Genomic DNA, 22,543 nt, shown 5'->3' with positions numbered 1-22,543 from the left:
GCAATGTTTTGATCTTTGTTCTGTTTTTGTATCGTGTCTATAATGCTTCCTCACCGTGCTGTCCGGTACGGATTCGGATGACATCGGCTACTTTCTCGACGAAAATCTTTCCGTCTCCGATGTTTCCGGTGCACAGCTTCTTTTCCAGAAAGCCTTTCAGCACTTCTATGGTCTTGTCGTCGCCCACCGTCTCAAATTTGCATTTCATCAGCACATTCGGACCGCTCATGGTTCCGCGGTACATCACACGGTAGCCTTTCTGGTTTCCGTATCCTGTGATGTCTGTTTCCATCGCGCCGTATACGGCACACGATTCCATAATGTCGATGACGTCCTCGCGGTTTGCGGGTCTGACAATGACAGTCAGTTTTTTCATATTCTGCACCACCTTATTTGTCATTGTGGAAATGGAAGTTTGCGTAAGCGCTGCATCCATGCTCATGCATATCCAGTCCGTCAACCTCTTCTTTCTCTGTGACACGAAGACCGATGGTCTTTTTCAGGATAAAGAACAGGAGGAAAGCAAGAACCAGGGTGTAAGCTGCAACTGCTACAAAGCCGATCAGCTGAGTGATAAAATTGCATCCCTCACCAAAAATACCAGTGAATAATGTTCCAAGTGCTCCGCAGACACCGTGTACGCTGATGGCGCCGACCGGGTCATCGATTTTTACGACTTTATCAAAGAACTCAACTGCGAAGACTACAACCACACCTGCGACGGCTCCGATGAAGATGGCTTCGTAATCGTTTACAACATCACAGCTTGCGGTGATGGCTACGAGTCCGGCAAGTGCACCGTTCATCGTCATACTGATATCTGGTTTTCCATATCGTACCCAGGTAACAATCAGGGTAACGAGAGTTGCGGCTGCGGCTGCAAGGTTGGTTGTCATGGCGATGTCGCCGAGGTTATAGGTTGCGGCTGTGGTAGATCCGCAGTTAAATCCGAACCAGCAGAACCAGAGGATGAAGACGCCAAGTGCGCCAAGCGGAAGGTTGTGTCCCGGGATAGCGACCGGTTTTCCTTCTTTTGTATATTTTCCAATTCGAGGGCCGACCATTTTTGCACCGGCAAGAGCACACAGGCCGCCGACCATATGAACTGCGGTGGATCCGGCGAAATCATGGAAGCCGATCTGGCTTAACCAGCCGCCGCCCCAGATCCAGTGTCCGGTGATCGGGTAAATGAAAATGCTGATGGCTGCAGAGTAAATCAGGTAGGAGATAAATTTTGTTCTCTCTGCCATGGCTCCGGATACGATGGTTGCGGATGTTGCACAGAAGACGGTCTGGAAAATCATGAAGACTCCGATCGGCAGTCCGTTGAACATGCCGTCTGCATCGGCCAGTGCTTTCGGGTTAAAGAAACCGGAAGTACCGACGAATGCGTTGCTGCCGCCAAACATCAGCGCAAATCCTACAATAAAGAAGAAAAGCGATCCAAGCACGAAGTCCATCATGTTCTTCATCAGAATGTTTCCGGAGTTTTTCGCTCTTGTGAAGCCTGTCTCTACCATGGCAAATCCGGCCTGCATAAAGTACACCAGAAAGGCTCCGACCATGGTCCATACAATGTTCAGTAATACCTGTGTGTTTTCCATAATAAGTTCCTCCTCATCTCTTCCTCAAAAACTTTAAAGAGCCTGCTCTCCGCGCTCGCCGGTCCGGATACGTACCGCATCCTCGACGTCGTACACGAAAATTTTTCCGTCTCCATAGCTTCCGGTTGCCAGGTTCTTGACGATGAAATCTACAATCTTCGCCACCTTGTCATCCTCCACGACAGTTTCGACTTTGATCTTCGGAAGCATCTTCGCCACGATTTCTGCTCCGCGGTACATCTGTCGATATCCTTTCTGGTTGCCGTATCCAAGGATGTTGGTGATCATCATACCGTTTGCCTTCTGCTCTTCAAGAAGTGTCTCCAGGCTTTCGAGGCTCTCGGGACGAATTACAATTTCCAGTTTTTTCATATCTTTCCCTCCCTTTCTCTGCTGCTTTTATAGAAACCTGTTGGAATCAGGTTGTCTAACTAAATTAATTGATGACACTGGCCGGCATTCCTTCCAGATAGGACCGGAGGTTTTTCACCGCCAGGTCTACCGCCCTAAGTCTTGCTGCCTTTGGCTGCCAAGCGATGTGCGAGGTAATAAAAGTGTACGGCGACTGCATCAACGGAATCTGGTACTGCGGCGGCTCGTTTGCTACCACATCGAGGCCTGCCATGTAAACCTTTCGTGATTCCAGCGCCTCCAGAAGGGCATCCTCATCAATGATGATTCCCCTTGCGGTGTTGATGATAATCACACCGTCTTTCATTTTAGCGAAGGCTTCGCGGTTCAGCAGCTTTTCTGTTTCTTTCGTATGCGGACAATGGATCGAGATCACATCCGACCGCTCGAAAATCTCTTCTATGCTGACCTGCTCAATGCCGTCGTACTGCGGTCCCGTCTTTTTATGACGGCTGTTTGCGATGACCTTCATGCCGAAGCCTTTTGCCATTCTTGCGGTCCAGAGGCCGATGGCGCCCAGTCCGATGATTCCCATCGTTTTCTGGTAAAGCTCGATCTGCGGGACGAACAGTTTGTTGTAGGCTGCCTGCGGATCGGTTTCTTTTGCTTTCCAGTAGCCTGTTTTAGTGTAATCACTCTGCACGGTGACGTTGTGGCAGATGTTCATGAGCAGTGCCATCGCGTACTGGGCAATGGTGACATCCCCGTAAATCGTATTGGTGATCGTCACGCCGTGCCGTCTTGTCATCTCCACATCAAAGGCTTCAAATCCATGGCCGAGTGTTGCGATATATTTTAAATTCGGATGCTCCGTAAAGAGCTTTTCGTTGATGACCTCTTTGTGAACCCAGATTCCAAGGGCGGCATCGGCATCACCGATCTGTCTGCTGTAGTCTTCAAAGGTGTACCATCTCTTTTCCTGGCGGATGATGCGGAAACTTTCAATCTCCGGCACCGCCTGCAGCATTTTGGTCCACTCGGCTTCCATCTCCTCATACGTCAGATCGATGGTTCCCGGGTCTCCCTGAAAAACGACTACTTTACATGTTCCCTCACTCATACGCTGCGCCTCCTTTTTCCTGCTGTCTTACAACGGATTTGTTTTCCCATTTATGTCCAAGATACCGGACGATGTAGAATCCTGCGCGGACCACCCAGTCCAGTGTCTGTGCAATCCAGACACCGAGGAGTCCGACCTGGAAGTGAACGCCGATGAGGTAAGCCAGTGCGATCCGCACGAACCACATCGAAAGGATGCTGACATTCATCGTGAATTTTGCATCGCCTGCGGAACGCATTGTGTTCGGAAGGGTAAAGGCCAATGGCCAGATCAGCATACAGCAGATGCTGTGGTAACGGATGACGGTGATGGCCATCTGATAAGCACTGTCTGAGAGATTGTACGCTCCGGCAAACAGCGGCGCTGCTGCAAGAAGAATAATATTCAATGCCCACAGAAATACGTAAGCTCCGGTGATCAGCTTTTTCGTATAGCTTCTTGCCTGCTTATAGTCTCCGGCTCCGACGCACTGTCCGACGACGGTTGTCATCGCAAGCCCCATTGCCGATCCCGGCATGAATGCGAGCTGTTCGACGGTCATCGCACACGCATTGGCTGCAATCGAGGCGGTTCCAAATCCGGCAATCATACTCTGGGTCAGCAGCTTTCCAATCTGGAACATGCTGTTTTCCATTGCCTGCGGAACACCGATCGAAAAGATCTTTTTCAGCATCTCGCTGTCCCAGCCGACCAGGAACCATTTCGTGCAGTGGATCTCGTATTTTTCCCGATGCAGAAGCACCAGAATTACGATGCTTGCAAAGGCTCTGGAAACCAGAGTAGAAAGGGCAACTCCTGCGACTCCCATGTCGAATCCGTAAATCAAAATGGCGTTTCCAATGATATTCAATCCGTTCATCACAAAGGAGGTGATCATCGAAATCTTTGAATTTCCCATGACCCGGAAAAGCGCCGCTCCCGCGTTGTAGATGCCGAGGAACGGGAAGGAAAGCGAGGTGATGAAGAAGTATTCGACTGCGTAGGTCATGACCTGCTCTTCCACCGATCCGTACACCAGGCGGAGGATCCAGCGGTTTCCGAAAAAGGAGAGGCCGCAGATGGCAAGTGCGATCAGTCCGCAGATCATTACGAGCTGCTCGGCTGCGTGGCACGCTGTTTTCTGATCCCCGCTTCCGAGGAACTGTGCTCCGACGACGGAACCGCCGCTCGCCATGGAAGTGAAGACCACGATCAGCAGAACGCAGATCGTATTGACAAGCGAGATTCCCGAGACGGCCGTTTCGCCTGCCCCGGAGACCATCACCATATCCGCCATGCCGACGGTGACGGCCAGCACCTGCTCCACAATCAGTGGGACAATCAGCTGGACGAGACGCTTTCGGTCGAATAAGACGTTTGTGTTTTCCATTGGACTCCCTCCTTTCTGGTTCTTTCTTTTGATTTGTCTGTAAGGTTTCTAATATCAGAAAAGGCGACCTGGAAGTTTTCTCTTCCAGACCGCCCCGTTGCGAACTGTTTCTGTTTGGGATCGAGAAAGCGCGGCCCGAAGTTTTTTCCTTCGTACCGCGCCTTTGCGAATCCGTTTCTTATATGGAGTTTATCTTGAAAAACAGCCAGGGCATTTTTAGGTTTCCTGAGAGTATCTTATGGGAGAAATTTTAAACCTGGGAGAAAGGGAAACAAACCATAAAAAAACGGAGAGATTCTTTTTCAGAACCGCTCCGTTGCGTCGTCTTTATTCTTGTTCCATTGCTCTGTTGTTTTTCAACATAGGCACATTCTAATAAAAATTCTCTTTTTTGTCAATCCTCAAATTTTTTGACGATTTCCTGTCTTTTGCATCATTTCTGTCAAATTTACACAATTCCACAGTTGATTTTTTGTCTGTTTCTGAACATTTTTCTTACTATCATCCGAAATCTTTTCGTTCTCTTTTAAAATCGCGGAAAAATTTCCGGCAAATTCTGTAAAAATTCAGAACGACCGCTGAAATTAGATCCAGTCAAAATCTCCGCCAGTGATCGCAAGGCTTAAAAGTGAATCCATCTTCTCCACTTCCTCTTCGCCCTCAATCTTCTGCAGCAGGACTGCGGTGTCCAGCACATCCTCCAAAGACTCTCCAGGCCCGATCTCATAATCCACTTCCGCCTCACAGTCTGGACATGGAATTTTTTCCATGGTCTGCAGGGATAAAAAGCGGTTGCCGCATTTTTTACATTCATAGTAGCCACATGTTTTGGTTCCGTCTGGTACGTAATACATAACTTTGTACTCCTTTTCTTTTTCTGTTTTTATTCTACCATACTTGCCTTTCCAAAACCAGACATCTAAAAAAGAATCGCAGCCGCTCCCGTTTCTTCCGGGTGCGGCTGCGATTGTTCTGCGTTATTTTTAAGGATCGCTGTATCTCAATCAGTTTTCAACAGCCTGGATAAATACCACCGTGTCTGCAGCCATCTGGAAGGCTTCCAACGAACCAGCCTTCGTCACAGGGATCGCAATACAGACGCCCCAGAAAACCCTGATGAAGAAGTCTTCCGCAATGCGGGCAGACAAAATGGAAACCATCCTTACATTCTTTGTTTATGCTATATTTTGACCACCAGTGCGTAGCATTCCCTTTCGAATCGGTGCGGATTACCGTATACCCTTTCAGGCTGTCCACGTCGCTGCCGCCGGAAACCTGTTCCAGATCTTCATCCTCAATCGACACCTTCTGTCCATGCATTTTCATTTCTTCATCCATCGTGTTTCCTCCTTATGTAAAGTTCTGGTATATCACCGGACCCATTCCGGATCCTTGCTTTTGATAAAAAAATGTTACCACACGAATTTGCACAGAATGTGCACAACCTTTATTCAATCACCAGAAAATCTGAAAATCCGGTAATGTCAAAGACCTCCTGAACAGACTCCTTTACTCCTGTGAGCTTCAGACCGCCCTTCGAAGCGAGTGCCTTGTAAGTTTTCAGGATGACCCGCAGTCCGGCGGAGGAAATATACTCCAGGCTGGTCAGATCCAGCACCAGATGATCGATCTTTGGCAGCAGATCAGCGAGTGTCTTTTCCAGCTCTGGGGCGGTCACCGTGTCCAGCCGTCCAACAAGTGCCAGCGTATTGTCGTTTTCTTTTTCCATTTGCAGACTCATAATATATCTCTCCTTATTTTGTAAATAGAACTGTCAGCTGATTCTTCGTGTTTTCATACCGGTATGTCATTTCAAAGGCCAGCTTCTTTACCATGAAAATCCCCAGCCCTCCGGCCTCCCGGTTCTCCAGTGGAATTGTCACATCCGGCTCCTTGGCTTCCAGAGGATTGTATGGCTTTCCATCATCCTCAAAAAGAAGTTCCAGCGTGTCCCCGTTGAAAGAGACGCTGATCCGCGCCAGATCAGCTCCGCTGTAATAAACGATATTGGAATAAACTTCGTCTACGGCAATCTGGGCGCGGTTGGAAAGCTTCATCGGCACCTCCCATTTTTCCAGAGTCTCTTCCAGAAAGGCGGAAGCTTTTTCGATGGTATCTTTCTCCGGCCGGGCAGAAAAATCTGCCGTTTTCTCTTTTTCATTCCACCGGACACACAGCATCGTGATATCGTCGGACTGCTCCGCACCGTTTACGAAGACTGCCACATCACTGTGGACCGCCCGGCAGATCTCCTCAGGGAATTTTCCTGCCTGGGAAAGAGCAGCACACAGCCTCTCTTCTCCAAAAAGGACATCCTCATGGTCCGCTGCCTCAGTTACGCCGTCGGTATAGAGAAACAGGACATCACCGGGAGCGAGGGAAAGCTCATGCTTCCTGTACCGGGTCATATCCATACCCGCCAGAATGAAGTTTGGCTTTGTCCGCAGATATTCCGTCCCGCCATCCCCATGCCGGATCAGCGGCGGATTGTGTCCCGCATTCACGTACTCCAGCAGACCGCTTTCCAGATCAAGCCGGCCCATCCAGGCGGTAACAAACATCTCGGCCTCGTTGTTTTCGCACAGCTTTTTATTCGCCGCGTTAAAGATTTCCTCCAGGCTAAGACCGCTTTCTGTCAGACTGCGGATCAGGGTCTTGGCCCGCATCATAAACATGGCACCGGGAATGCCTTTGCCGGACACATCTGCCACCAGAAAGGCCAGGTGGGCAGGATCTGTCAGGAAGAAATCGTAGAAATCGCCGCCCACCTCTCGGGCCGCTTCCATGGAGGCGTAGATCGAAAAATCGGTTCGATCCGGATAGGGAGGAAACACCGATGGCAGGGAGGAACGCTGGATCTGCCGGGCAAATTCCAGTTCGCGGTCGATGCGGCTCTCCGCCTCATCAATGTAATGCTTCAGCGTATCCACGGTCGCATTGATATCATCCGAAAGGGAAGCAAACTCCTCATTTTCCCGGACACTGACGTGAACATCCAGATTTCCGCTTGTAATCTGCCCCAGAGAATGGTTGATCTTATGAATGTTATCCACGATCAGCTTCTTGATCAAAAAGTAGATATGGGCAAAAAGTGCCGCAAACACAATCACTTCCATAAACATGAGGATACAGATGGCAATATTCCGGGAAAACATGGCCTCGCTCACCGGAAGAGATGCCACCAGGAAAAAGCCCTCGGTGGTGTCGAACATGCAATAGGATTTTGTTTCTCCGATCCTGGCGGTAAACCGGGTTCCTGCCTCTGGTTTTTCATCCGGCGACGGGGTATTGACTACGATGGCCTCTCCGGCATTTTCGCCATTATCCGCCAGAATTTTCAGTGCTTCGTCACAGACAATCAGCCGCCCTTCTTTCCCGATATGCCGGTTTTTGACTGCCGCTTCAATATTCTTTTTTAATTCACTCTGGAATTGTTCCGAATCATAGCCTACCTGGACAAAGCCGCCATCTGCCAAGATAATACCTGCATATTTCCGGTAAAGGTTCTCTCTGGCAGAGACTTTCTGATAACTCTGGACATACGTCGTTTCTCCGTGAAGCAGGCACAGAAATTCTGCGGACTGTTTCCCGGAAGCCATATCGTAGTTTTCAAATGCGGAATCTGTGCTTTGCCGGATGATGCCGCTTTTGTCCACCACATTGATCTCCGCCACATCATTGTCCAGACGCAGCTCCTCCAGCTCCTCCCGTGTCGTGTTCTGGTCCACTTTTCCAGCGATACGCTGTGTGATCTGAAGCAGACGGCTGTCCGATGCTTCTTTGATTTCCTGCTTGACGTCCTCCAGATTCAGTTTCAGCAGCTGGTCCGTATCAGAATACGCCAGTCTTGTCTGCAGCGCATTGGTAAAAAGGCTGGTAACGGCAAACGCCGCAAGAACACAAATTAGCAGCAGAAACTGAAAGACCTGGGAAATCTGCCGGTTCTGCCGCGGCCTGCGTATGGCTTCCCTTCCCATACGCATTACGACAAGAAGAGAGAGCATCACCGAGATGCCGTTGCACAGAATCATGGGCAGAGCACAGGATTTTATGACAAGAAACGCCCTTGCAATATCATCCATATTGGTGATGAATACCAGCAGCATATGCGTTACTTCCGTCGTGATGCCGATGGCAAGTCCGTAAAACCATGACGCTTTTTTGTTGTCAAACATAAATCTGCGGCAGATCGCTCCGAAAACGCCTGCAAGAAAACAGCCAAGGGCGCAGGCCGTCCGGCTGAAATCTCCCATACCTCCCAGATAAGCGAAAGCCCGGTAAACACCGCCGATCGTGCCGGAAAGCAGTCCGGCAGGCGCTCCAAAAAGAAGCCCTGCTGTTAAGGGGGCTGCATTGCGGACATTTAAGACCGCTCCTGCAACGGGGATGCCATATTCTGTTGCCAGCACCGCCGCCCCGCCATAAAGAAGTCCGATGAGCAATTGCCGAACCCACCAGTTCCATTTTCCAAAGGCAGTTTTCTGTTCGAAACCGTACACCGCAGCAGACAGCCCCACTGGAAGCAGTGTTGCTGCTGTCATTTTTAATATTGTAATCATCGGCAGTTCCCTACTCTTCCTTTTTCTTCTTTATTTACGGCCTTTTTTCATCCAGTTCCACATCCAGCCGCTGACGTTTTACCAGCTCCGCGAAGAGACCATTTTTCTCTATCAAAGTCTCATACGTTCCCTCTTCCGCGATTCTGCCCTGATCCAGCACCACAATCCGGTCACAGTTGCGGATGGTGGACAGCCGGTGCGCAATGACAATCCTTGTGCATTTCAGCTGATCGACAGCATCGGATACCTGCTTCTGGGTAATGTTGTCCAGCGCAGAAGTTGCTTCATCAAAAAAGAGAATCCGCGGTTTTCCAGCCAGCGCACGGGCAATCAGCAGACGCTGGCGCTGTCCGCCGGAGATACCGCCCTGCCCGCCGGAAATGATCGTGTGCATTCCCATCGGCATGGCCCGGATGTCGTCGGCGATAGCTGCCATTTCCGCTGCCTCCCAGGCTTCATCCAGCGTCATGGATGGTTTCGTAACAGAGATATTGGAAAAAATATCGCCCCACAGAAGCTGGCCGTCCTGCATAACCGTACCGATTTTCCGGCGGAGAGACGGAAGATCCACCCGGGTAATGTCCTTCTGGTCATAGTGGATATAGCCTTTCTGCGGCGTTTCAAAACCAAGCAGCAGCCGCAGAAGCGTACTCTTGCCGCAGCCAGTGGAACCAACGACCGCCAGATATTCACCTGGCTTTACCCTAAGGGAAAGATCCTCAAGTACCCACGGCATCTCCTCGCTGTAACGGAAATACACGTTGTTCAGGGTAATGCCGCCCCGCAGATCGGTTACGATCTCCTTGTCGTCTGCCGCCTCGGGAACCGCCTCCATAATAGGCTTTGCCATGTCCAGTGTCGGCCCGATATTGGCAAGGGCCGTGACAATTCCTGCCACTGCCACAAAGGCACTGGAGATATTGCCGTAGGCGGCATTAAAAGCGTAGTAGTCCGCGACTCCAATGCCGGAGGAAATGGCAGCCCGATACAAAATCAAAGTTCCCACCGTGGAAATGGCCATGCCGATGGTACCGTTCATCTTCAGAAAAGCGGGTGGATTGTACTCCAGGGACGCCTCCTTTGCGTAGCCCCTTGCCCAGCGGGCGAAGAACCGTTTTTCCGCGCCTGCCAGCTTGATTTTCTGAATGCCGTTGATCATGGCCAGTGTCATGCCGCTAAGGCGCGCAGAATCCTCCATCATTTCCCGGCCAAGGCGCATCCGGGCAAAGGTGGAAATAAGGCTGAAAGCAACCGTTGCCGTGGTAATGCACAGGGAAGGCACGACCAGGGCCGGCGCATAACGGAACACCTGTCCAAGATTCACCAGAGAAAAGACGGACGTAAGGCAGGTGGTTCCCACAGACCCAAGTAAAGTGGAACATAAGGACTGGACGTAACTTGCCCGCTGCTGCATTTCGCCAGAGGAGTACTCTCGGAAAAACGTTACCGGCAGGCTCATCAGCCGGTTCATTACCGCTGCCTGGACACCCATGCTCTGTTTTGTGGTAATTCTGCTGCTCACAAGACTCTGGAACACGCCATAAAGCGTCTGGGAAATGGAGTAGCAGATCATAAAACCTGCCATTCCAATCAGTACCCGGGCACTTCCGCTTTCCAGCACAGTTCCGAAGAGAAGTCCTGTCAGCTTTGGGGATATCAGTCCAAGCAGGGCAGCAATGGCAATGGAGCCTACATATAAAAGGATATCCCAGGTGGTGCACTGACCCAGCGCAAAAAGCAGCAGATCCGGGATCTTCAGTGCTTTCTGCGGCAGAGGCTTATAGAAACACAGCGCCCCCCTCTTCAGCAATGCTTCCGTCCTGCGGTTCAGATGAACTTTTTTCTTTGTTTCCGGGTTCCGGTAGCTGTAGCCCCCAAAGCTGCCAGGCAGCAGAACAACAGGCGTTCCGTCCTTTTGAAGCCGCCCGACCATGGGACCGCAGGCATTGCGGTACCAGTCTTTTTCCAGCTCCACGCGGCGGTACAGTACGCCGTGGGGCCGGAGATAATATTCCAGCTGCTCTTCCAGCGTTTTCAGCTTCTCATTTTCGGGGAGCTCTGTGGAATGCAGATGATAATACTTGAGAATTTCCTCTGCTGCGGATTTTGCCTGTTCTGTTTTGTCCAGAGCTGCAAGCAGCTTTTTTCCCATCACTGCCCGGGCAATGCCGTCGATGGAATCTTCCAGGCTGGTATTGTCAGCATTCTGCCGGCTGCGCAGCTGATCATCAAACCAACTCATATGCAGGTCTCCTCTCATTCACTGCACACAAGCTCCTGGTAAAGAGGGCTTGTGTGCATCAGTTCTTCATGGGTTCCTCTGGCGGCGATGGCGCCGTGATCCATCACGATAATTTCATCACACGACCGGATGGTGGACAGCCGGTGGGCAATGACCACACAGGCAATGCCGCGGTCCCGGATCGACCGTACCACATTGTACTCCGTTTTGGAATCCAGGGCACTTGTTGCCTCGTCCAGAATCACCACGGTCGGATCCTGAGCCAGTACACGGGCAATTTCCATCCGCTGCCGCTGGCCGCCGGAAAAGTCCCGGCCGCCCTCTAAAATCCGCTGCTTATAGCCCTTTGGACGGGCCATAATGTCATCGTGGAGCTGGGCATCTCTTGCAGCCAGGATCATCTCGAAATCTTCAATGCTGCTGTCCCACATTTTGATATTGTTTTCGATGGTGTCCTCGAAGAGAATCACATCCTGATCTACGACCGCCACACTGCTGTAGAATACATTTTTCTGAATTTGGGACATGGGCTTTCCGTCAAAGAGAATTTCTCCTTTCCAGGGCTGATAGAGCCCGGATAGAAGCTTGGACATCGTGGACTTTCCACAGCCTGACTGCCCCACAATGGCAACGCTTTTACCCGGTTCCAGAGTCAGATTGAAGTCCCGGATCAGCGGTCCGTCAAGAGGCGCATAGCCAAATTCCAGGTTTTTTACTTCAATTTTACCGGAAAGCTTGCTGTATTCCTCTGCGTCTTCCTCCGGTGCGAAAATATCCGGAACTGGATACTCCATGACATCCTCAACGCGCTCCATCTGGGTCCGCATCTCCTGCAGGGTCTGTCCTGCGGTAATAAAGCTGGAGGCCGGTGACATGAAGGAGCTCAAAAAGCCCTGGAAAGCCATGATCATACCCACAGTAAACTGTCCCTGCATGGTAAGCCACACACCAAGAAGCAGTACAGCATTGTCTGCAAGGGAGGATACGATCTGCGTCAGAATTTCAAGGTGCATATTCATCTTCAGAAAATTGATATCATCGGTATTGGCATTCGCCTGATAGCCCGCCCATTTGGCAAAAAAGCCGTTTTCCGCACCGCTGGCCTTGATGGATTCCACCAGCGAAATGCCTGCCGTTGTAAAGGACTGGAGCTTGGCGTAATCGTTCATCGCTACCCTGGTCAGGTTGATCCGCTTTTGGGAGATGTAATTGGATACCAGCGCATTGACAGCCAGGCTGAAAAGGCCCACCAGCGTCAGAATCCAGCTGTAACGGATCATGAGCACCAGATAAAACACCATCATCACAGCGTTCAGGGCAAGCGGTGTCAGGACGGAGATCAGCGTATTGGCTATAGAGGCATTGGATCCCTGCCGCATCTGAATATCCCCCGCCATCCGCTGGGAGAAGAAAGACATGGGCAGCCGCAGCACCTTCCAGATATAGGAAGCGTTGCCCACCGCTGCCATTTTGCCCTGGATCCGCAGATCGTAGATTTCCCGAAGAGCCGTCATAATAAGCTGGATCAGGCCAAAGCCTGCAAAAAGAAACAGGAACGGCCGGACCCACTCAGGATTCTGATGGGTCAGCAGCCGGTCCAGAAACACCCTGGAGAACACCGGATGGATCGCGTTCATCATAGCGGAAATAATGGCTGTCATCATGGCAAAAATAATGGCGGCGCGGCTGCCCGTCAGACGTTTTTTTGCAAAGTCCAGCACACTCTTTGGCTTTCCGCCGGGAACGAAATTCTCTCCGGGCTCCATCTGAAGGCAGATGCCGGTAAAGGACTCGTCAAAGGTTTTCCAGTCTACCACTGTGCTGCCTCTGCCCGGGTCGTTGAGATACACCTTATCTCCGCGGATACCGCACAGCACCACAAAATGGTTAAATTCCCAATGGATGATGCAGGGAAAGCTTCCATCTTCCCGCAGGGTTTCCGCTTCGCACCGATAGCCCTTTGCTTCAAGGCCATGAAACCGGGCTGCTCTCAGAATATTTTTTGCATTGGAACCATTTCGTGAGACGCCGCAGTCGGTACGGAGCTGTTCCAGAGGCAGCCATTTTCCATAATAAGCCAGAATCATGGCAAGACAGGCGGCACCACACTCCAGTGCCTCCAGCTGCATGATCACCGGCACCTTTGCAATTCCTTTTTTCATGGGATGAATCTGTTTTGTTTTCATATGTTACCTCAGTTCAGTAAAAAAGAAATTGGATGGATGGACTCCACCGTAATCTGGGCATCGTAAAATCCATCTGAAACAGGATGCTCCAATTCCAGTACACACACACAGCCGTCACTCTGGCTGCGGACCTCTTTTACAGTTCCTTCTGCGCCTTCCACCAAAACCGGCATGCCAGGTTTTATCTTTGCGCCTTCCTCCCCGGTAAGTGTGCAGACAGCTTCCCCGTCACTAACCTGAACCTTTGTATTGACAACCGTCTGAATGTTTCCCAGAATGCCCCAGCAGCACAGACCCACAAGCAGAACCAGGACACTTGTCATCAGCAGCCAGATCCCGGGATTGACTACCTTGATATACTCGCTGAGATGGTCCGGTGACTTGATCTTGTTCAGGCTCTTTTCACGATATAGTCTTTCTTTCATAACCAGCACCACTTTCTGTCATACGGGGCAGAACCCTGCATCACAATTTTTCTTGTTCAAATTTTGTATCTTTCTATGTGCAAGGCCCCCGCCGTACAGTTTCCTGTAAAGCAGGGGCCGGTATTCCTCCGTTTGGGCACCTATCGCACTCAGCCGACACGAAGTCTATCTCCAGTTTTAATAAAATTAGGATTTGAAATACCATTCCAGAGGCAAAGCTGATTAACCGTAGTACTATACTTCTTTGCGATTTCTCTCAGCTCATCTCCCTTTTGTACATAATAATATTTTGCTTTTGCGCCGCCTGTAACCTCATCCAGTTCGTTGTCCGACAGTTCCGTTCTGTTTTTTTCTTCACTCATCCTGCATTCCTCCGCAATAATTTATTTTTTGTTACGCCGCTCAAGAGAAAGACCTGCAATCGAAAGCGCTGCACCGATGCATAATCCAATTACCAGGAGCGGAAGCGGAATTTCCTTTCCGACAAGATCAACCACAAGCAGAATTATAATAATGACAGCTCCTAAATATTTCAAAATCTTTGATGTTTCCATTTTAAAATTCCTCCTTTTTCTTCTTAGTTTCAAAGTTTCCTTTGGAATCTCTCCGGACCACATTGATATCATCTTCGAAATCCCAGAACCCCGGTATCACTTTACCGCCGGAAACCTGATCCAGTTCTTCCTCACTCATTTCTTTTCTTTTTTTCTCGTCTTCCATCGTCATTTCCTCCTAGATTCTTTTTTCATCCGGCACTCTGCTGCAGCTTCTCATACCGTGCAGCATTGGGCAGCATCTGATATGGCTCAACATCATTTACGCCCTGCGGATGATGATGGCATCCCAGTGTCTGGTGGATGAAGTTTTTCTGTTCTCTGTTCGGGTAGATTCTGAATTTGATTCTTGATTTATATGTTGTGTTCATATGTGTATGATATCACATTTTATTGATTAATCCAATTGTTATTTTGTTCATCTTCAATTACTTGCGTAAATTCGATGGATGCGTCTTATATCCCCATAGCTGAAGCAAGGGGTTTTACGACGCATTGGACAAGAAAGAATCCTGCTTTGCAGGATTCTCCGCCTGCGGCGGGTCGCTTTAGCGACATAATTCCTCTCCGCCGCAGTGCGATCCTGCCCGGAGGGCTTTTTGACTTTATAGGAAAATTCAACGAAGTTTCCTATAAAGTCAAAAACCACACAGGATATGCATAGTTGACATGATGTTACATTTATCTTGCAATGTTCCTGTGCCCGTCGTAAAATAAAATCAAAAAAGACAGGGGGATAACATTAAATCATGGAATTAAGTATTTTACATGCAATCCAATCCTTGCATCACCCGGTTCTGGACCAGATCATGATTGGAGTTTTTAACAATTTTGTAGGAAGTATCGGTCAGCTCTGGATTGTCATCGGACTGGTGCTGCTTCTCATTCCCAAAACAAGAAAATGCGGTGCCGCAGTGCTTTTGTCCTATGTGGCTTCGTATCTGATCGGTAATGTCTGGCTGAAGGATCTGATCGCAAGACCGCGTCCATGTGCCGTAGATGAGACCGTTTCAATGATCGTAAAAAAGCCGAGCAGTTTTTCCTGCCCGTCCGTTCACACCTATCTGGCTTTTTCAAGTGCAATGGCGATTTATCATTACTACAGAAAAGCCGGCATCGGGGTGTTCGTATTTGCAGCACTCGTCGGATTCAGCAGAATGTACTTCTTTGTACATTATCCGACTGATGTACTTTTTGGGGCAGTTTTGGGTATTCTGACTGCATTTGTGGTATGTGTACTGTGGGATAAAATCTGCAGTTCCATAAAAAGAAAATAATTTTTCATCTTGCGCGCCGCATTCTCATTTTTTTCATGATGAATGGGACGCGCATTTTTTTATTTGTAATCTATTTTTTGCAGACATAAATTAAGCCCGATCGATTCTTTTTCTTCTCGACCGGGCTTTTAATGAATTTCCAGTAATTTCATTTTATACACCTGCTGCTTTCATTGATTTCGGGGTATTTCGTTATGTTCCTTTTGGACCGTACCTCCTGGATTTTTTTGTTTTTATTTTTTCCCTATGGGCCTCTGCCTTTCATTGGAATCATCTCCTTTAGGTTCTGTATGTAAACTCTTCAGAGATTTTTTTGATGTTCAGATTAACTATGCCATTGGACCGTACCTCTTACTTTCTTAGATTTCGTTTTGATGTTTCTTTTTTTGTTTTTGTTCTCTTTTCTTTTGTTGATCTTATATTAACTCATCTTCCATGTTTTGTCAATACTTTCTTTTAATTTATTTTATATTTTATTATTTTCAGAATATTATTTGATTAAAATACAATTTACTGTCTTGTTCAGCGTGCATTTTGCCATAAAAAGACTCCGCCGTCTTTGCCTTTTTGCAAAGTCCGGCGGAGCACTTTTCTCTTCTTGTTCTTCTTATTTGCAGAGCTCTTCAGCCAGTGCCTCGATCTCTTTTACGTTCTCTTCTTTCACAGCGGACATCACTTTTACGTTGTTCTCTGTCCAGGTGATATTTTTGCTCTTCTCGAACATACCTTTCATCACTTTCGCTGCGGTCGGTGCCCAGCTTCCGTTTTCGATCAGGCCGATCGTGCGGTTCTGGAAGCTGCGCTCGGTCAAACGGTTAATGAAATCCTGCATGAACGGATAGATGCCGGCGTTGTAGGTCAGGGTTGCGAGAACCAGCTTGCTGTAGCGGAACGCATCGGCTACGGCGGCGGACATATCGTCTCTTGCCAGATCGTAAACAACGACGTTCGGGCAGCCTTTTTCTTTCAGCTTGTCAGCGAGCAGCTCTGCCGCTTTTTTCGTATTGCCGTAAACGGATGTGTAGGCAACGACAACGCCCTCTTCCTCCGGGCGGTAAGATGACCAGATATCATATTTCTCGATGTAGTGGCCAAGATTTTCGGTCAGAACCGGGCCGTGCAGCGAGCAGATTTTCTGGATGTCCAGTGTTCCGGCCACTTTCAGGAGCTTCTGTACCTGCGGACCGTATTTTCCAACGATGCCGATGAAGTAGCGGCGGGCCTCATCATCCCACGGCTCCTCGCGGTCGAGTGCGCCGAATTTTCCGAAGCCGTCTGCGGCAAACAGAACTTTATCGGTGCTGTCGTACGTTACCATAACTTCCGGCCAATGTACCATCGGAGCGAAAACGAAGGTCAGGACATGTTTTCCAAGGGTGAGGGAATCACCGTCTTTGACTTCCAGTTTCTTTCCGGCAAGGTCCATATCCGGGAAGAAGTTTTTCATCATGGTGAATGTTTTTGTATTGGCAACGACGGTTGCTTCCGGATACTGTTTTACGAAGTTTTCGACATTCGCAGAGTGATCCGGCTCCATGTGCTGTACAATCAGATAATCCGGTTTTCTGCCGTCCAGTGCTTTCGCAACATTTGCCAGCCATTCATCCTTGAAATTTGCATCTACGGTATCCATAACTGCTGTTTTCTCATCGAGAATCACGTAAGAATTATAGGCCATGCCGTTCGGCACTTTGTACTGACCTTCAAACAGGTCTACCTGATGATCATTGACTCCTGCGTAGATAATATCTTCTGTAATCTTCATAAAAATCCATATCCTTTCCATCTCGTTTTTGCTTTCCGGAACCCACTCCGAATCTTATGTTCTTATCTTATCCCAAAACGAAAAAGAAATCAAGAGAAAATAGTAAAAATTACTATTTCTATTTTTTTATCCCAGTTCACACGTGTGTTCCAGAGAACAGATTTCATGCTCGCATGAAAATCTGTTTTCTGGAACACACGAAGGGAGCGCCACGAAATGAGCAAAAAGGAGCTGCGCAGCAGCGGAAAGCGCTGAAAAGCGCGGTTTTGCGAATGGCGCGGTGAACTGTACAATACCTAAATTTACTCTCTCGGCGGCTGCTCGTCGAATCTTCTGTCACCGAAATAATATTCTGCATCGTGTTCCGAAATCTCCCGGTAAACCTTGCACGGAGCACCAAACGCAACTACATTTGCCGGAATATCTTTGGTTACTACGGAACCGGCACCAATCACGGAGTTTTCTCCGATTGTAACGCCTGGCAGTACCATAACATTTCCGCCGATCCATACATTGTCACCAATGGTAATCGGGAAGGAATACATGCCGTCCATGCGGTGTTCCGGATGAATCGAATGACCTGTGGTACACAGTGTCACATTCGGTCCGATCAGAACATTTTTTCCGATCGTAATTTTCCAGTCATCGATCAGCGTCAGGTTCATATTCGCATACGTACCGGAACCGATGCTGACATACTTGCCGACCGAAACCGTCAGCGGAGAATTCAGCCATACATGCTCTCCCACTTCTCCAAAAATATCATGCAGCAGTGCTTCCCGCTCTGCCATCGCTTCTGTCGGCATCTCGTTGAACTTTCTGACAAGACCTTTGCATTTTGCCTGCAGCGCCATGTTCTCCTCATCATCTTCCCAAAGATACCCCTGTTTCATTCTTTCCTGTTCTGTCATTTGTAAAAACCTCCCATTTGTTTTTGTTCTGCGGACATGTCTTCGAATCATTGTCCTGCCAAAAGCATATCACAAATGGGAGGGTTTTTCATCTAAAACTTCAAAGTCAAGACATCTATTTTATTCTTTTACAGCATTTCCAACCGGATGTAACATATCCGTTGTTTTTCTGCGCAGAAAAGTACTTCCAATATAACTATTACACTCTTATATTTTCTTAAAAAATGATTGCTTATTTTAATGCATATTGGTATTCTAAAAAAAGAACGAAACTTTTTCAGAAAGGATCAAAACAATCACATGAAAGCTCTGGAAAACAGGAAGAAATCCATGCATAAGGTTTATCTTGCTCTTCTGGTTTTTATCACGATAATCGGAATTCTTGCGCCTTCTCTTTTTACTGCTGTACAGATGGGCGCATTTTCGTCAGAACCAGTTCTGGATACACAGCCGATGACCACCAGCCCCAACGCCCCCGTTCTGCGCATTGCCACCGATTACGATTTCTGTCCGAACTCTTACTATAATAAAAAAGGGGACCTGTCCGGCCTTTATATTGAGATTATTACGGAAGCCGCCAACCGCCTGGGCATGCGTCTGGAATTTAAAACCGGCGAGTGGCTCAAGTGCCGGGAAATGCTCGAAAACGGTGACGCAGACGTACTGCTTGGACTTGAAATTTTTTCTAATATGGAAGGAACGCTCCGCACGATTCCAATGTGCTCGGATCAGCTCTGTGTCTATGGAAAGAAAACGCTCAACAGTGCCGCCGGCCTTGCTGGAAAACGGGTTGCACTGATGGCACGTTCCGTGATTGAAACAACGTACGATCTCCAGTGCGAATACGTCGAATATTATACGAATACGGAAATTCTTGAGGCCGTGGAAAACGGGGATGTGGATTACGGGATCTGCCATGCTGCTGTTGCTGCCAAAATTATTGACCGCAATGATTTTAATCTGAAGAAGGGTGTGGCAATCGCAAACAGCTTCCCTGCGATGGCCGTCGATGATTCCCGGCCGGAATTAAAAGAAAAGCTGAATACGGTTCTTCAGGAAATGTCCATGGACGGCACAATCGGGCATCTGAAAACGAAATGGCTGGCCAATTTTACAAAAGACCGCTCCTTTTCGTATGTTCTGCAGCACAATCAGCTTTTCTATGTCACGTTTTTCCTTGGACTCGCTGTTGCCTATCTGATCTGCATCTCGGGCGAGATCATGGACCGGCGGCAGGCAGAATACATTCAGTCTCTGCTTTCCTACCAGAAGCAGCTCAAGGCTTCAAACGAAGAGGCGACACGGGCCAACCGGGCGAAGAGTGAATTTCTGTCGCATATGAGCCACGACATCCGCACACCGATCAACGGTATTATGGGGATGGCGGACCGGATCCGGAAAAATGAAACAGACCCGGCCGTTATTGATACGTGTCTTCAGAAAATCGACGGTGCTTCCGCTCATCTGCTCTCACTTTTAAATGATGTGCTGGATATGAGTGAGCTGGAACACGGGACCGTGCATCTGGAGCATCAGCCATTTGATCTGGAAACAGAACTTACCAGTGTCCAGTCGCTTGCGGATGACCTGGCAAATCCAAAGCACACTGTGTTTTCACTTTCTTCTGAGGTTACACACCGGTATCTGCTCGGAAGCCCGCTGCATCTGCGCCGGATTCTGCTGAATCTGATCAGCAATGCGAAAAAATACAATAAAGAGGGCGGGCGCATCGATGTTTCTGCAAAGGAGATTTCCTGTTCGGAAACACAGGCAGAATTTATTTTCCAGGTCAGCGACACGGGAATCGGTATGAGTCCGGAGTTTGTACAGAACGATCTGTTTCAACCGTTCATGCAGGAAAACGACAGCGTCCGCACCGTTTATCAGGGTACGGGACTTGGCATGTCGATTGTCCATCATCTGGTTGAAATTATGAACGGTTCGATTTCCGTTGAAAGTGAACCAGGCGTCGGCACAACTTTTACGGTTCAGCTCACTTTCGATCTGGACCCGGCTCCTGAAGTATCTCACCCCGCAGAACCGGAAACGCTGGACGATATCAGCGGCATGCGGGTGCTTGTTGTCGAGGACAATGATCTGAATCTCGAAATCGCACAGTATATGCTTGCGGATGATGGTGTGGAAACAGCCACTGCTGTCAATGGACAGATCGCTGTCGAGCTTTTCCGTTCCTCCGAGCCCGGCACTTTTGATGCCATCCTTATGGACATTATGATGCCGGTGATGGACGGTATGACCGCTGCAAAAACCATCCGTGCTCTCCCGCGGGAGGATGCAAAAACCATCCCGATTATTGCCATGACTGCCAATGCTTTCGACGAGGACCGTGAGAAAACGCTCGCCAGCGGCATGAACGCCTATCTGACCAAACCGGTCGATGCAAGGGAACTGCACAGGGTGCTGGCGAAATATAAAAAATAAAATCTGGAGAAATCTGCCTTAAGACAGCTTGTTTTTCATAGCAATCGTGCTAAGACAAACGGCGGTGCCGCGTAAACAAATTACGCTGTACCGCCGTTTTTTACTGCTCCTCTATTTTGCAGGATGGGCAGGAATGGCATCCTGTTTCTCATTGATTTTCAGGAAAAACAATCTCTTTCTCCGGTACGCCTTCTGATTTGATGAGGTAGCCGTCGATGTCATCGAAATGAATCGTGTACTGGTATTCACTCTCGCGGCCTTCTTCTGCGTCATCGGCATCGGCGTAGTAGGTGAGGCGGATCTGGAAGGTGTTTTTGTTTCCTTCCCGCCAGGATTCGTCGCCGATCAGCCAGTCGTTTTCGAGATTTTTGTCTTTTTTCAGGAGCGCCTCGGCGTACTGCTGTGCGCCGCTCCAGATTCCTGTGTTTTTGCGCTGGTTCTGCATGGTGTTCTGGTACTGCCAGAGGGCTGCGAACATGATTGCCGCCATAATCGCTGCAAAGAGAATGGTTTTGTATTTCTTTTCTTTTTTCTGTCTCTGCCGGCGGATGCATCGGATGGTTCCGATCATCATCATTGCCAGAATAAACAGATACCACAGCGTCCAGAAGATCTGTTCTTTTCGTTCCAGGCCGCCGGGAATAAATTCCGCCAGCTGATCTCCCCAGACAAAATTGATGAGTGATGCCAGAATGCCGATGGACAAAATGGAAGCTGCTCCGTAGATTTTGCGGCTTTCTTCATCATCCATATTCTGGAAAAAGTACCACAGTGAGACAAATACCGCTGCCACCAGACCGCCGAGTACAAGGCCGCCGCCGAGGTTTACGATCTTTGCCGCCCACGCGGCCGCCGCCACACCGATCACCAGAAATCCGGCGATCACGTTTGCGTTCCGGTCCTGTTTTTTCTGCTGCCTGGAAATATCACCTGCGTTCTGCAGCATCTCGGCCACCTCCTTCTGGGTGTACTGGATTTCCGGTGCTGGCTCTTCTTTTTCCTGTTCCTGCCGTTCGGAACGCATCAGCTCCAGCACGGAAATCCCAAGTGCCTGTGCCAGCGGCTCCAACGTCTGGATATCGGGAAACCCAAGCCCCCGCTCCCACCGGCTGATTGCTTTATCCGTCACATGAATCTGTTCCGCAAGCTCCGCCTGCGTCATCTTTTTCTCTTTTCGTATCCCGGCAATAAACTGCCCGAACTGTTTCGCATCCACGTCTCGTCCCTTCCTCCTGCTGTTCCCGCTCTGCCTCATCCTGCTTTCCCGGCGGAGCGTTTTTACAGTTTCAGAATAGGGGAAAATGAGCTGTTTTGTCAATCTACGAATCCTTTACCTGCGTTTTTACGTGAAAATCCCCGGTTCTGCACCCAAAATGCCGGATCAGGGACAGTACACCGATGACAAATTTTGTTTTTACGGATGCAAGTCCGACTGACAGAAGCGCCGGGATAAACATATCGGTGCAGGTGTTACATAGATAAAACGGTTTCTACCAGAAAAAAGGCCAGAAACGAAGGATGTGCAACGTTTCTGGCTTTTCCTGTTTCTGGCTTTTATTCCTGCCCTAAAATCAATTTTTCTTTCTTTTTTTCAAGCAACGGTCGAATGCTTTCCATAACCTGTTTTCTGGCTTTTTCATTTTTTTCAATTCTTTTCATTTCTGATTTTGTCCATTCTTCCGTTTCCTTAAATAACTCAGGTGTTTCTCCTAACATTGCCTGACCAAAGAACATAAAG

At 48.9% G+C, this 22,543-nt stretch carries 21 protein-coding genes and 1 pseudogene; 2 read left to right on the top strand and 20 right to left on the bottom strand.

From position 1 onward, the window contains the following. Window positions 1–37: 37 nt before the first annotated feature. The 16 genes from ACY2VT_RS04420 to ACY2VT_RS04345 form a co-directional block, all read right to left on the bottom strand. Window positions 38–376 carry a P-II family nitrogen regulator gene (locus ACY2VT_RS04420; RefSeq protein ID WP_461879037.1) on the bottom strand — a complete coding sequence of 113 codons (339 nt, stop codon included), beginning with the start codon at window positions 374–376 and terminating at the stop codon, window positions 38–40. Window positions 377–389: 13 nt separating this feature from the next. Then, entirely contained in the window at window positions 390–1,604 is a 1,215-nt protein-coding gene (locus ACY2VT_RS04415; protein ID WP_461879036.1) for an ammonium transporter, read from the bottom strand. Between the two features lie 33 nt (window positions 1,605–1,637). Next, window positions 1,638–1,976: a P-II family nitrogen regulator gene (locus ACY2VT_RS04410; RefSeq protein WP_461879035.1), complete on the bottom strand. Its 339-nt coding sequence runs from the start codon at window positions 1,974–1,976 to the stop codon at window positions 1,638–1,640. A gap of 64 nt (window positions 1,977–2,040) precedes the next feature. After that, window positions 2,041–3,075 carry a 2-hydroxyacid dehydrogenase gene (locus ACY2VT_RS04405; protein WP_461879034.1) on the bottom strand — a complete coding sequence of 345 codons (1,035 nt, stop codon included), beginning with the start codon at window positions 3,073–3,075 and terminating at the stop codon, window positions 2,041–2,043. Then, entirely contained in the window at window positions 3,068–4,444 is a 1,377-nt protein-coding gene (locus ACY2VT_RS04400; RefSeq protein WP_461879033.1) for an MATE family efflux transporter, read from the bottom strand. Before ACY2VT_RS04400 ends, ACY2VT_RS04405 begins: the two co-directional genes overlap by 8 nt. Before the next feature lie 584 nt (window positions 4,445–5,028). Continuing rightward, window positions 5,029–5,298 carry an FmdB family zinc ribbon protein gene (locus ACY2VT_RS04395; RefSeq protein ID WP_461879032.1) on the bottom strand — a complete coding sequence of 90 codons (270 nt, stop codon included), beginning with the start codon at window positions 5,296–5,298 and terminating at the stop codon, window positions 5,029–5,031. A gap of 157 nt (window positions 5,299–5,455) precedes the next feature. After that, entirely contained in the window at window positions 5,456–5,782 is a 327-nt protein-coding gene (locus ACY2VT_RS04390; RefSeq protein ID WP_461879031.1) for a hypothetical protein, read from the bottom strand. 109 nt (window positions 5,783–5,891) lie between these two features. Further along, the gene (locus tag ACY2VT_RS04385) at window positions 5,892–6,185 is read right to left on the bottom strand and encodes an STAS domain-containing protein (protein WP_461879030.1); all 294 of its coding nucleotides are present in this window, start codon (window positions 6,183–6,185) and stop codon (window positions 5,892–5,894) included. Window positions 6,186–6,198: 13 nt separating this feature from the next. After that, complete coding sequence (locus ACY2VT_RS04380) at window positions 6,199–9,003, bottom strand: SpoIIE family protein phosphatase (protein ID WP_461879029.1); 2,805 nt, start codon at window positions 9,001–9,003, stop codon at window positions 6,199–6,201. A gap of 34 nt (window positions 9,004–9,037) precedes the next feature. Then, window positions 9,038–11,245: an NHLP bacteriocin export ABC transporter permease/ATPase subunit gene (locus tag ACY2VT_RS04375; RefSeq protein ID WP_461879028.1), complete on the bottom strand. Its 2,208-nt coding sequence runs from the start codon at window positions 11,243–11,245 to the stop codon at window positions 9,038–9,040. Window positions 11,246–11,259: 14 nt separating this feature from the next. Further along, window positions 11,260–13,431, bottom strand: coding sequence for an NHLP family bacteriocin export ABC transporter peptidase/permease/ATPase subunit (locus ACY2VT_RS04370; RefSeq protein WP_461879027.1), 2,172 nt, complete (start codon window positions 13,429–13,431; stop codon window positions 11,260–11,262). Window positions 13,432–13,439: 8 nt separating this feature from the next. Continuing rightward, window positions 13,440–13,856, bottom strand: a complete 417-nt coding sequence (locus tag ACY2VT_RS04365) for a hypothetical protein (RefSeq protein ID WP_461879026.1) — start codon at window positions 13,854–13,856, stop codon at window positions 13,440–13,442. Window positions 13,857–14,005: 149 nt separating this feature from the next. Further along, complete coding sequence (locus ACY2VT_RS04360; RefSeq protein ID WP_461879025.1) at window positions 14,006–14,218, bottom strand: LysM peptidoglycan-binding domain-containing protein; 213 nt, start codon at window positions 14,216–14,218, stop codon at window positions 14,006–14,008. Between the two features lie 21 nt (window positions 14,219–14,239). After that, window positions 14,240–14,410 carry a hypothetical protein gene (locus tag ACY2VT_RS04355; RefSeq protein ID WP_461879024.1) on the bottom strand — a complete coding sequence of 57 codons (171 nt, stop codon included), beginning with the start codon at window positions 14,408–14,410 and terminating at the stop codon, window positions 14,240–14,242. Window position 14,411: 1 nt separating this feature from the next. Then, on the bottom strand, window positions 14,412–14,576 hold the full coding sequence (locus ACY2VT_RS04350; RefSeq protein ID WP_461879023.1) for a bacteriocin: 165 nt from the start codon (window positions 14,574–14,576) through the stop codon (window positions 14,412–14,414). 25 nt (window positions 14,577–14,601) lie between these two features. Further along, window positions 14,602–14,781, bottom strand: a complete 180-nt coding sequence (locus ACY2VT_RS04345) for a helix-turn-helix domain-containing protein (protein ID WP_461879022.1) — start codon at window positions 14,779–14,781, stop codon at window positions 14,602–14,604. Window positions 14,782–15,159: 378 nt separating this feature from the next. On the opposite strand from ACY2VT_RS04345, the gene ACY2VT_RS04340 reads away from it, so the two are divergent. Further along, entirely contained in the window at window positions 15,160–15,687 is a 528-nt protein-coding gene (locus tag ACY2VT_RS04340; RefSeq protein ID WP_461879021.1) for a phosphatase PAP2 family protein, read from the top strand. Window positions 15,688–16,297: 610 nt separating this feature from the next. Here the strand turns inward: ACY2VT_RS04340 and ACY2VT_RS04335 are convergent. Further along, window positions 16,298–17,452, bottom strand: a pseudogene (locus ACY2VT_RS04335) (FprA family A-type flavoprotein); the annotation flags it as partial. Between the two features lie 302 nt (window positions 17,453–17,754). Further along, window positions 17,755–18,363, bottom strand: a complete 609-nt coding sequence (locus tag ACY2VT_RS04330) for a sugar O-acetyltransferase (RefSeq protein ID WP_461879020.1) — start codon at window positions 18,361–18,363, stop codon at window positions 17,755–17,757. Between the two features lie 330 nt (window positions 18,364–18,693). On the opposite strand from ACY2VT_RS04330, the gene ACY2VT_RS04325 reads away from it, so the two are divergent. Continuing rightward, the gene (locus tag ACY2VT_RS04325; protein WP_461879019.1) at window positions 18,694–20,805 is read left to right on the top strand and encodes an ATP-binding protein; all 2,112 of its coding nucleotides are present in this window, start codon (window positions 18,694–18,696) and stop codon (window positions 20,803–20,805) included. A 148-nt stretch (window positions 20,806–20,953) separates the two neighbouring features. On the opposite strand, the gene ACY2VT_RS04320 is transcribed toward ACY2VT_RS04325, so the two are convergent. Continuing rightward, complete coding sequence (locus ACY2VT_RS04320; RefSeq protein ID WP_461879018.1) at window positions 20,954–22,021, bottom strand: helix-turn-helix domain-containing protein; 1,068 nt, start codon at window positions 22,019–22,021, stop codon at window positions 20,954–20,956. A 338-nt stretch (window positions 22,022–22,359) separates the two neighbouring features. Next, window positions 22,360–22,539 (bottom strand): hypothetical protein, encoded by a 180-nt coding sequence (locus tag ACY2VT_RS04315; RefSeq protein ID WP_461872913.1) that lies wholly within the window; start codon window positions 22,537–22,539, stop codon window positions 22,360–22,362. Window positions 22,540–22,543 lie beyond the last annotated feature (4 nt).

It is taken from the genome of Fusicatenibacter sp. (genome assembly GCF_050872605.1).
Lineage (GTDB): Bacteria > Bacillota > Clostridia > Lachnospirales > Lachnospiraceae > Fusicatenibacter.
The sequence above is the reverse complement of the archived record's forward strand: the minus strand, read 5'-3'. Positions and strand labels throughout refer to the sequence as shown.

What these genes read in the sequence shown, in the direction of transcription:
- ACY2VT_RS04420 (WP_461879037.1), bottom strand. Translation starts at nt 376, where the DNA reads ATGAAAAAACTGACTGTCATTGTCAGACCCGCAAACCGCGAGGACGTC.
- ACY2VT_RS04415 (WP_461879036.1), bottom strand. Translation starts at nt 1,604, where the DNA reads ATGGAAAACACACAGGTATTACTGAACATTGTATGGACCATGGTCGGA.
- ACY2VT_RS04410 (WP_461879035.1), bottom strand. Translation starts at nt 1,976, where the DNA reads ATGAAAAAACTGGAAATTGTAATTCGTCCCGAGAGCCTCGAAAGCCTG.
- ACY2VT_RS04405 (WP_461879034.1), bottom strand. Translation starts at nt 3,075, where the DNA reads ATGAGTGAGGGAACATGTAAAGTAGTCGTTTTTCAGGGAGACCCGGGA.
- ACY2VT_RS04400 (WP_461879033.1), bottom strand. Translation starts at nt 4,444, where the DNA reads ATGGAAAACACAAACGTCTTATTCGACCGAAAGCGTCTCGTCCAGCTG.
- ACY2VT_RS04395 (WP_461879032.1), bottom strand. Translation starts at nt 5,298, where the DNA reads ATGTATTACGTACCAGACGGAACCAAAACATGTGGCTACTATGAATGT.
- ACY2VT_RS04390 (WP_461879031.1), bottom strand. Translation starts at nt 5,782, where the DNA reads ATGGATGAAGAAATGAAAATGCATGGACAGAAGGTGTCGATTGAGGAT.
- ACY2VT_RS04385 (WP_461879030.1), bottom strand. Translation starts at nt 6,185, where the DNA reads ATGAGTCTGCAAATGGAAAAAGAAAACGACAATACGCTGGCACTTGTT.
- ACY2VT_RS04380 (WP_461879029.1), bottom strand. Translation starts at nt 9,003, where the DNA reads ATGATTACAATATTAAAAATGACAGCAGCAACACTGCTTCCAGTGGGG.
- ACY2VT_RS04375 (WP_461879028.1), bottom strand. Translation starts at nt 11,245, where the DNA reads ATGAGTTGGTTTGATGATCAGCTGCGCAGCCGGCAGAATGCTGACAAT.
- ACY2VT_RS04370 (WP_461879027.1), bottom strand. Translation starts at nt 13,431, where the DNA reads ATGAAAACAAAACAGATTCATCCCATGAAAAAAGGAATTGCAAAGGTG.
- ACY2VT_RS04365 (WP_461879026.1), bottom strand. Translation starts at nt 13,856, where the DNA reads ATGAAAGAAAGACTATATCGTGAAAAGAGCCTGAACAAGATCAAGTCA.
- ACY2VT_RS04360 (WP_461879025.1), bottom strand. Translation starts at nt 14,218, where the DNA reads ATGAGTGAAGAAAAAAACAGAACGGAACTGTCGGACAACGAACTGGAT.
- ACY2VT_RS04355 (WP_461879024.1), bottom strand. Translation starts at nt 14,410, where the DNA reads ATGGAAACATCAAAGATTTTGAAATATTTAGGAGCTGTCATTATTATA.
- ACY2VT_RS04350 (WP_461879023.1), bottom strand. Translation starts at nt 14,576, where the DNA reads ATGGAAGACGAGAAAAAAAGAAAAGAAATGAGTGAGGAAGAACTGGAT.
- ACY2VT_RS04345 (WP_461879022.1), bottom strand. Translation starts at nt 14,781, where the DNA reads ATGAACACAACATATAAATCAAGAATCAAATTCAGAATCTACCCGAAC.
- ACY2VT_RS04340 (WP_461879021.1), top strand. Translation starts at nt 15,160, where the DNA reads ATGGAATTAAGTATTTTACATGCAATCCAATCCTTGCATCACCCGGTT.
- ACY2VT_RS04330 (WP_461879020.1), bottom strand. Translation starts at nt 18,363, where the DNA reads ATGACAGAACAGGAAAGAATGAAACAGGGGTATCTTTGGGAAGATGAT.
- ACY2VT_RS04325 (WP_461879019.1), top strand. Translation starts at nt 18,694, where the DNA reads ATGCATAAGGTTTATCTTGCTCTTCTGGTTTTTATCACGATAATCGGA.
- ACY2VT_RS04315 (WP_461872913.1), bottom strand. Translation starts at nt 22,539, where the DNA reads ATGTTCTTTGGTCAGGCAATGTTAGGAGAAACACCTGAGTTATTTAAG.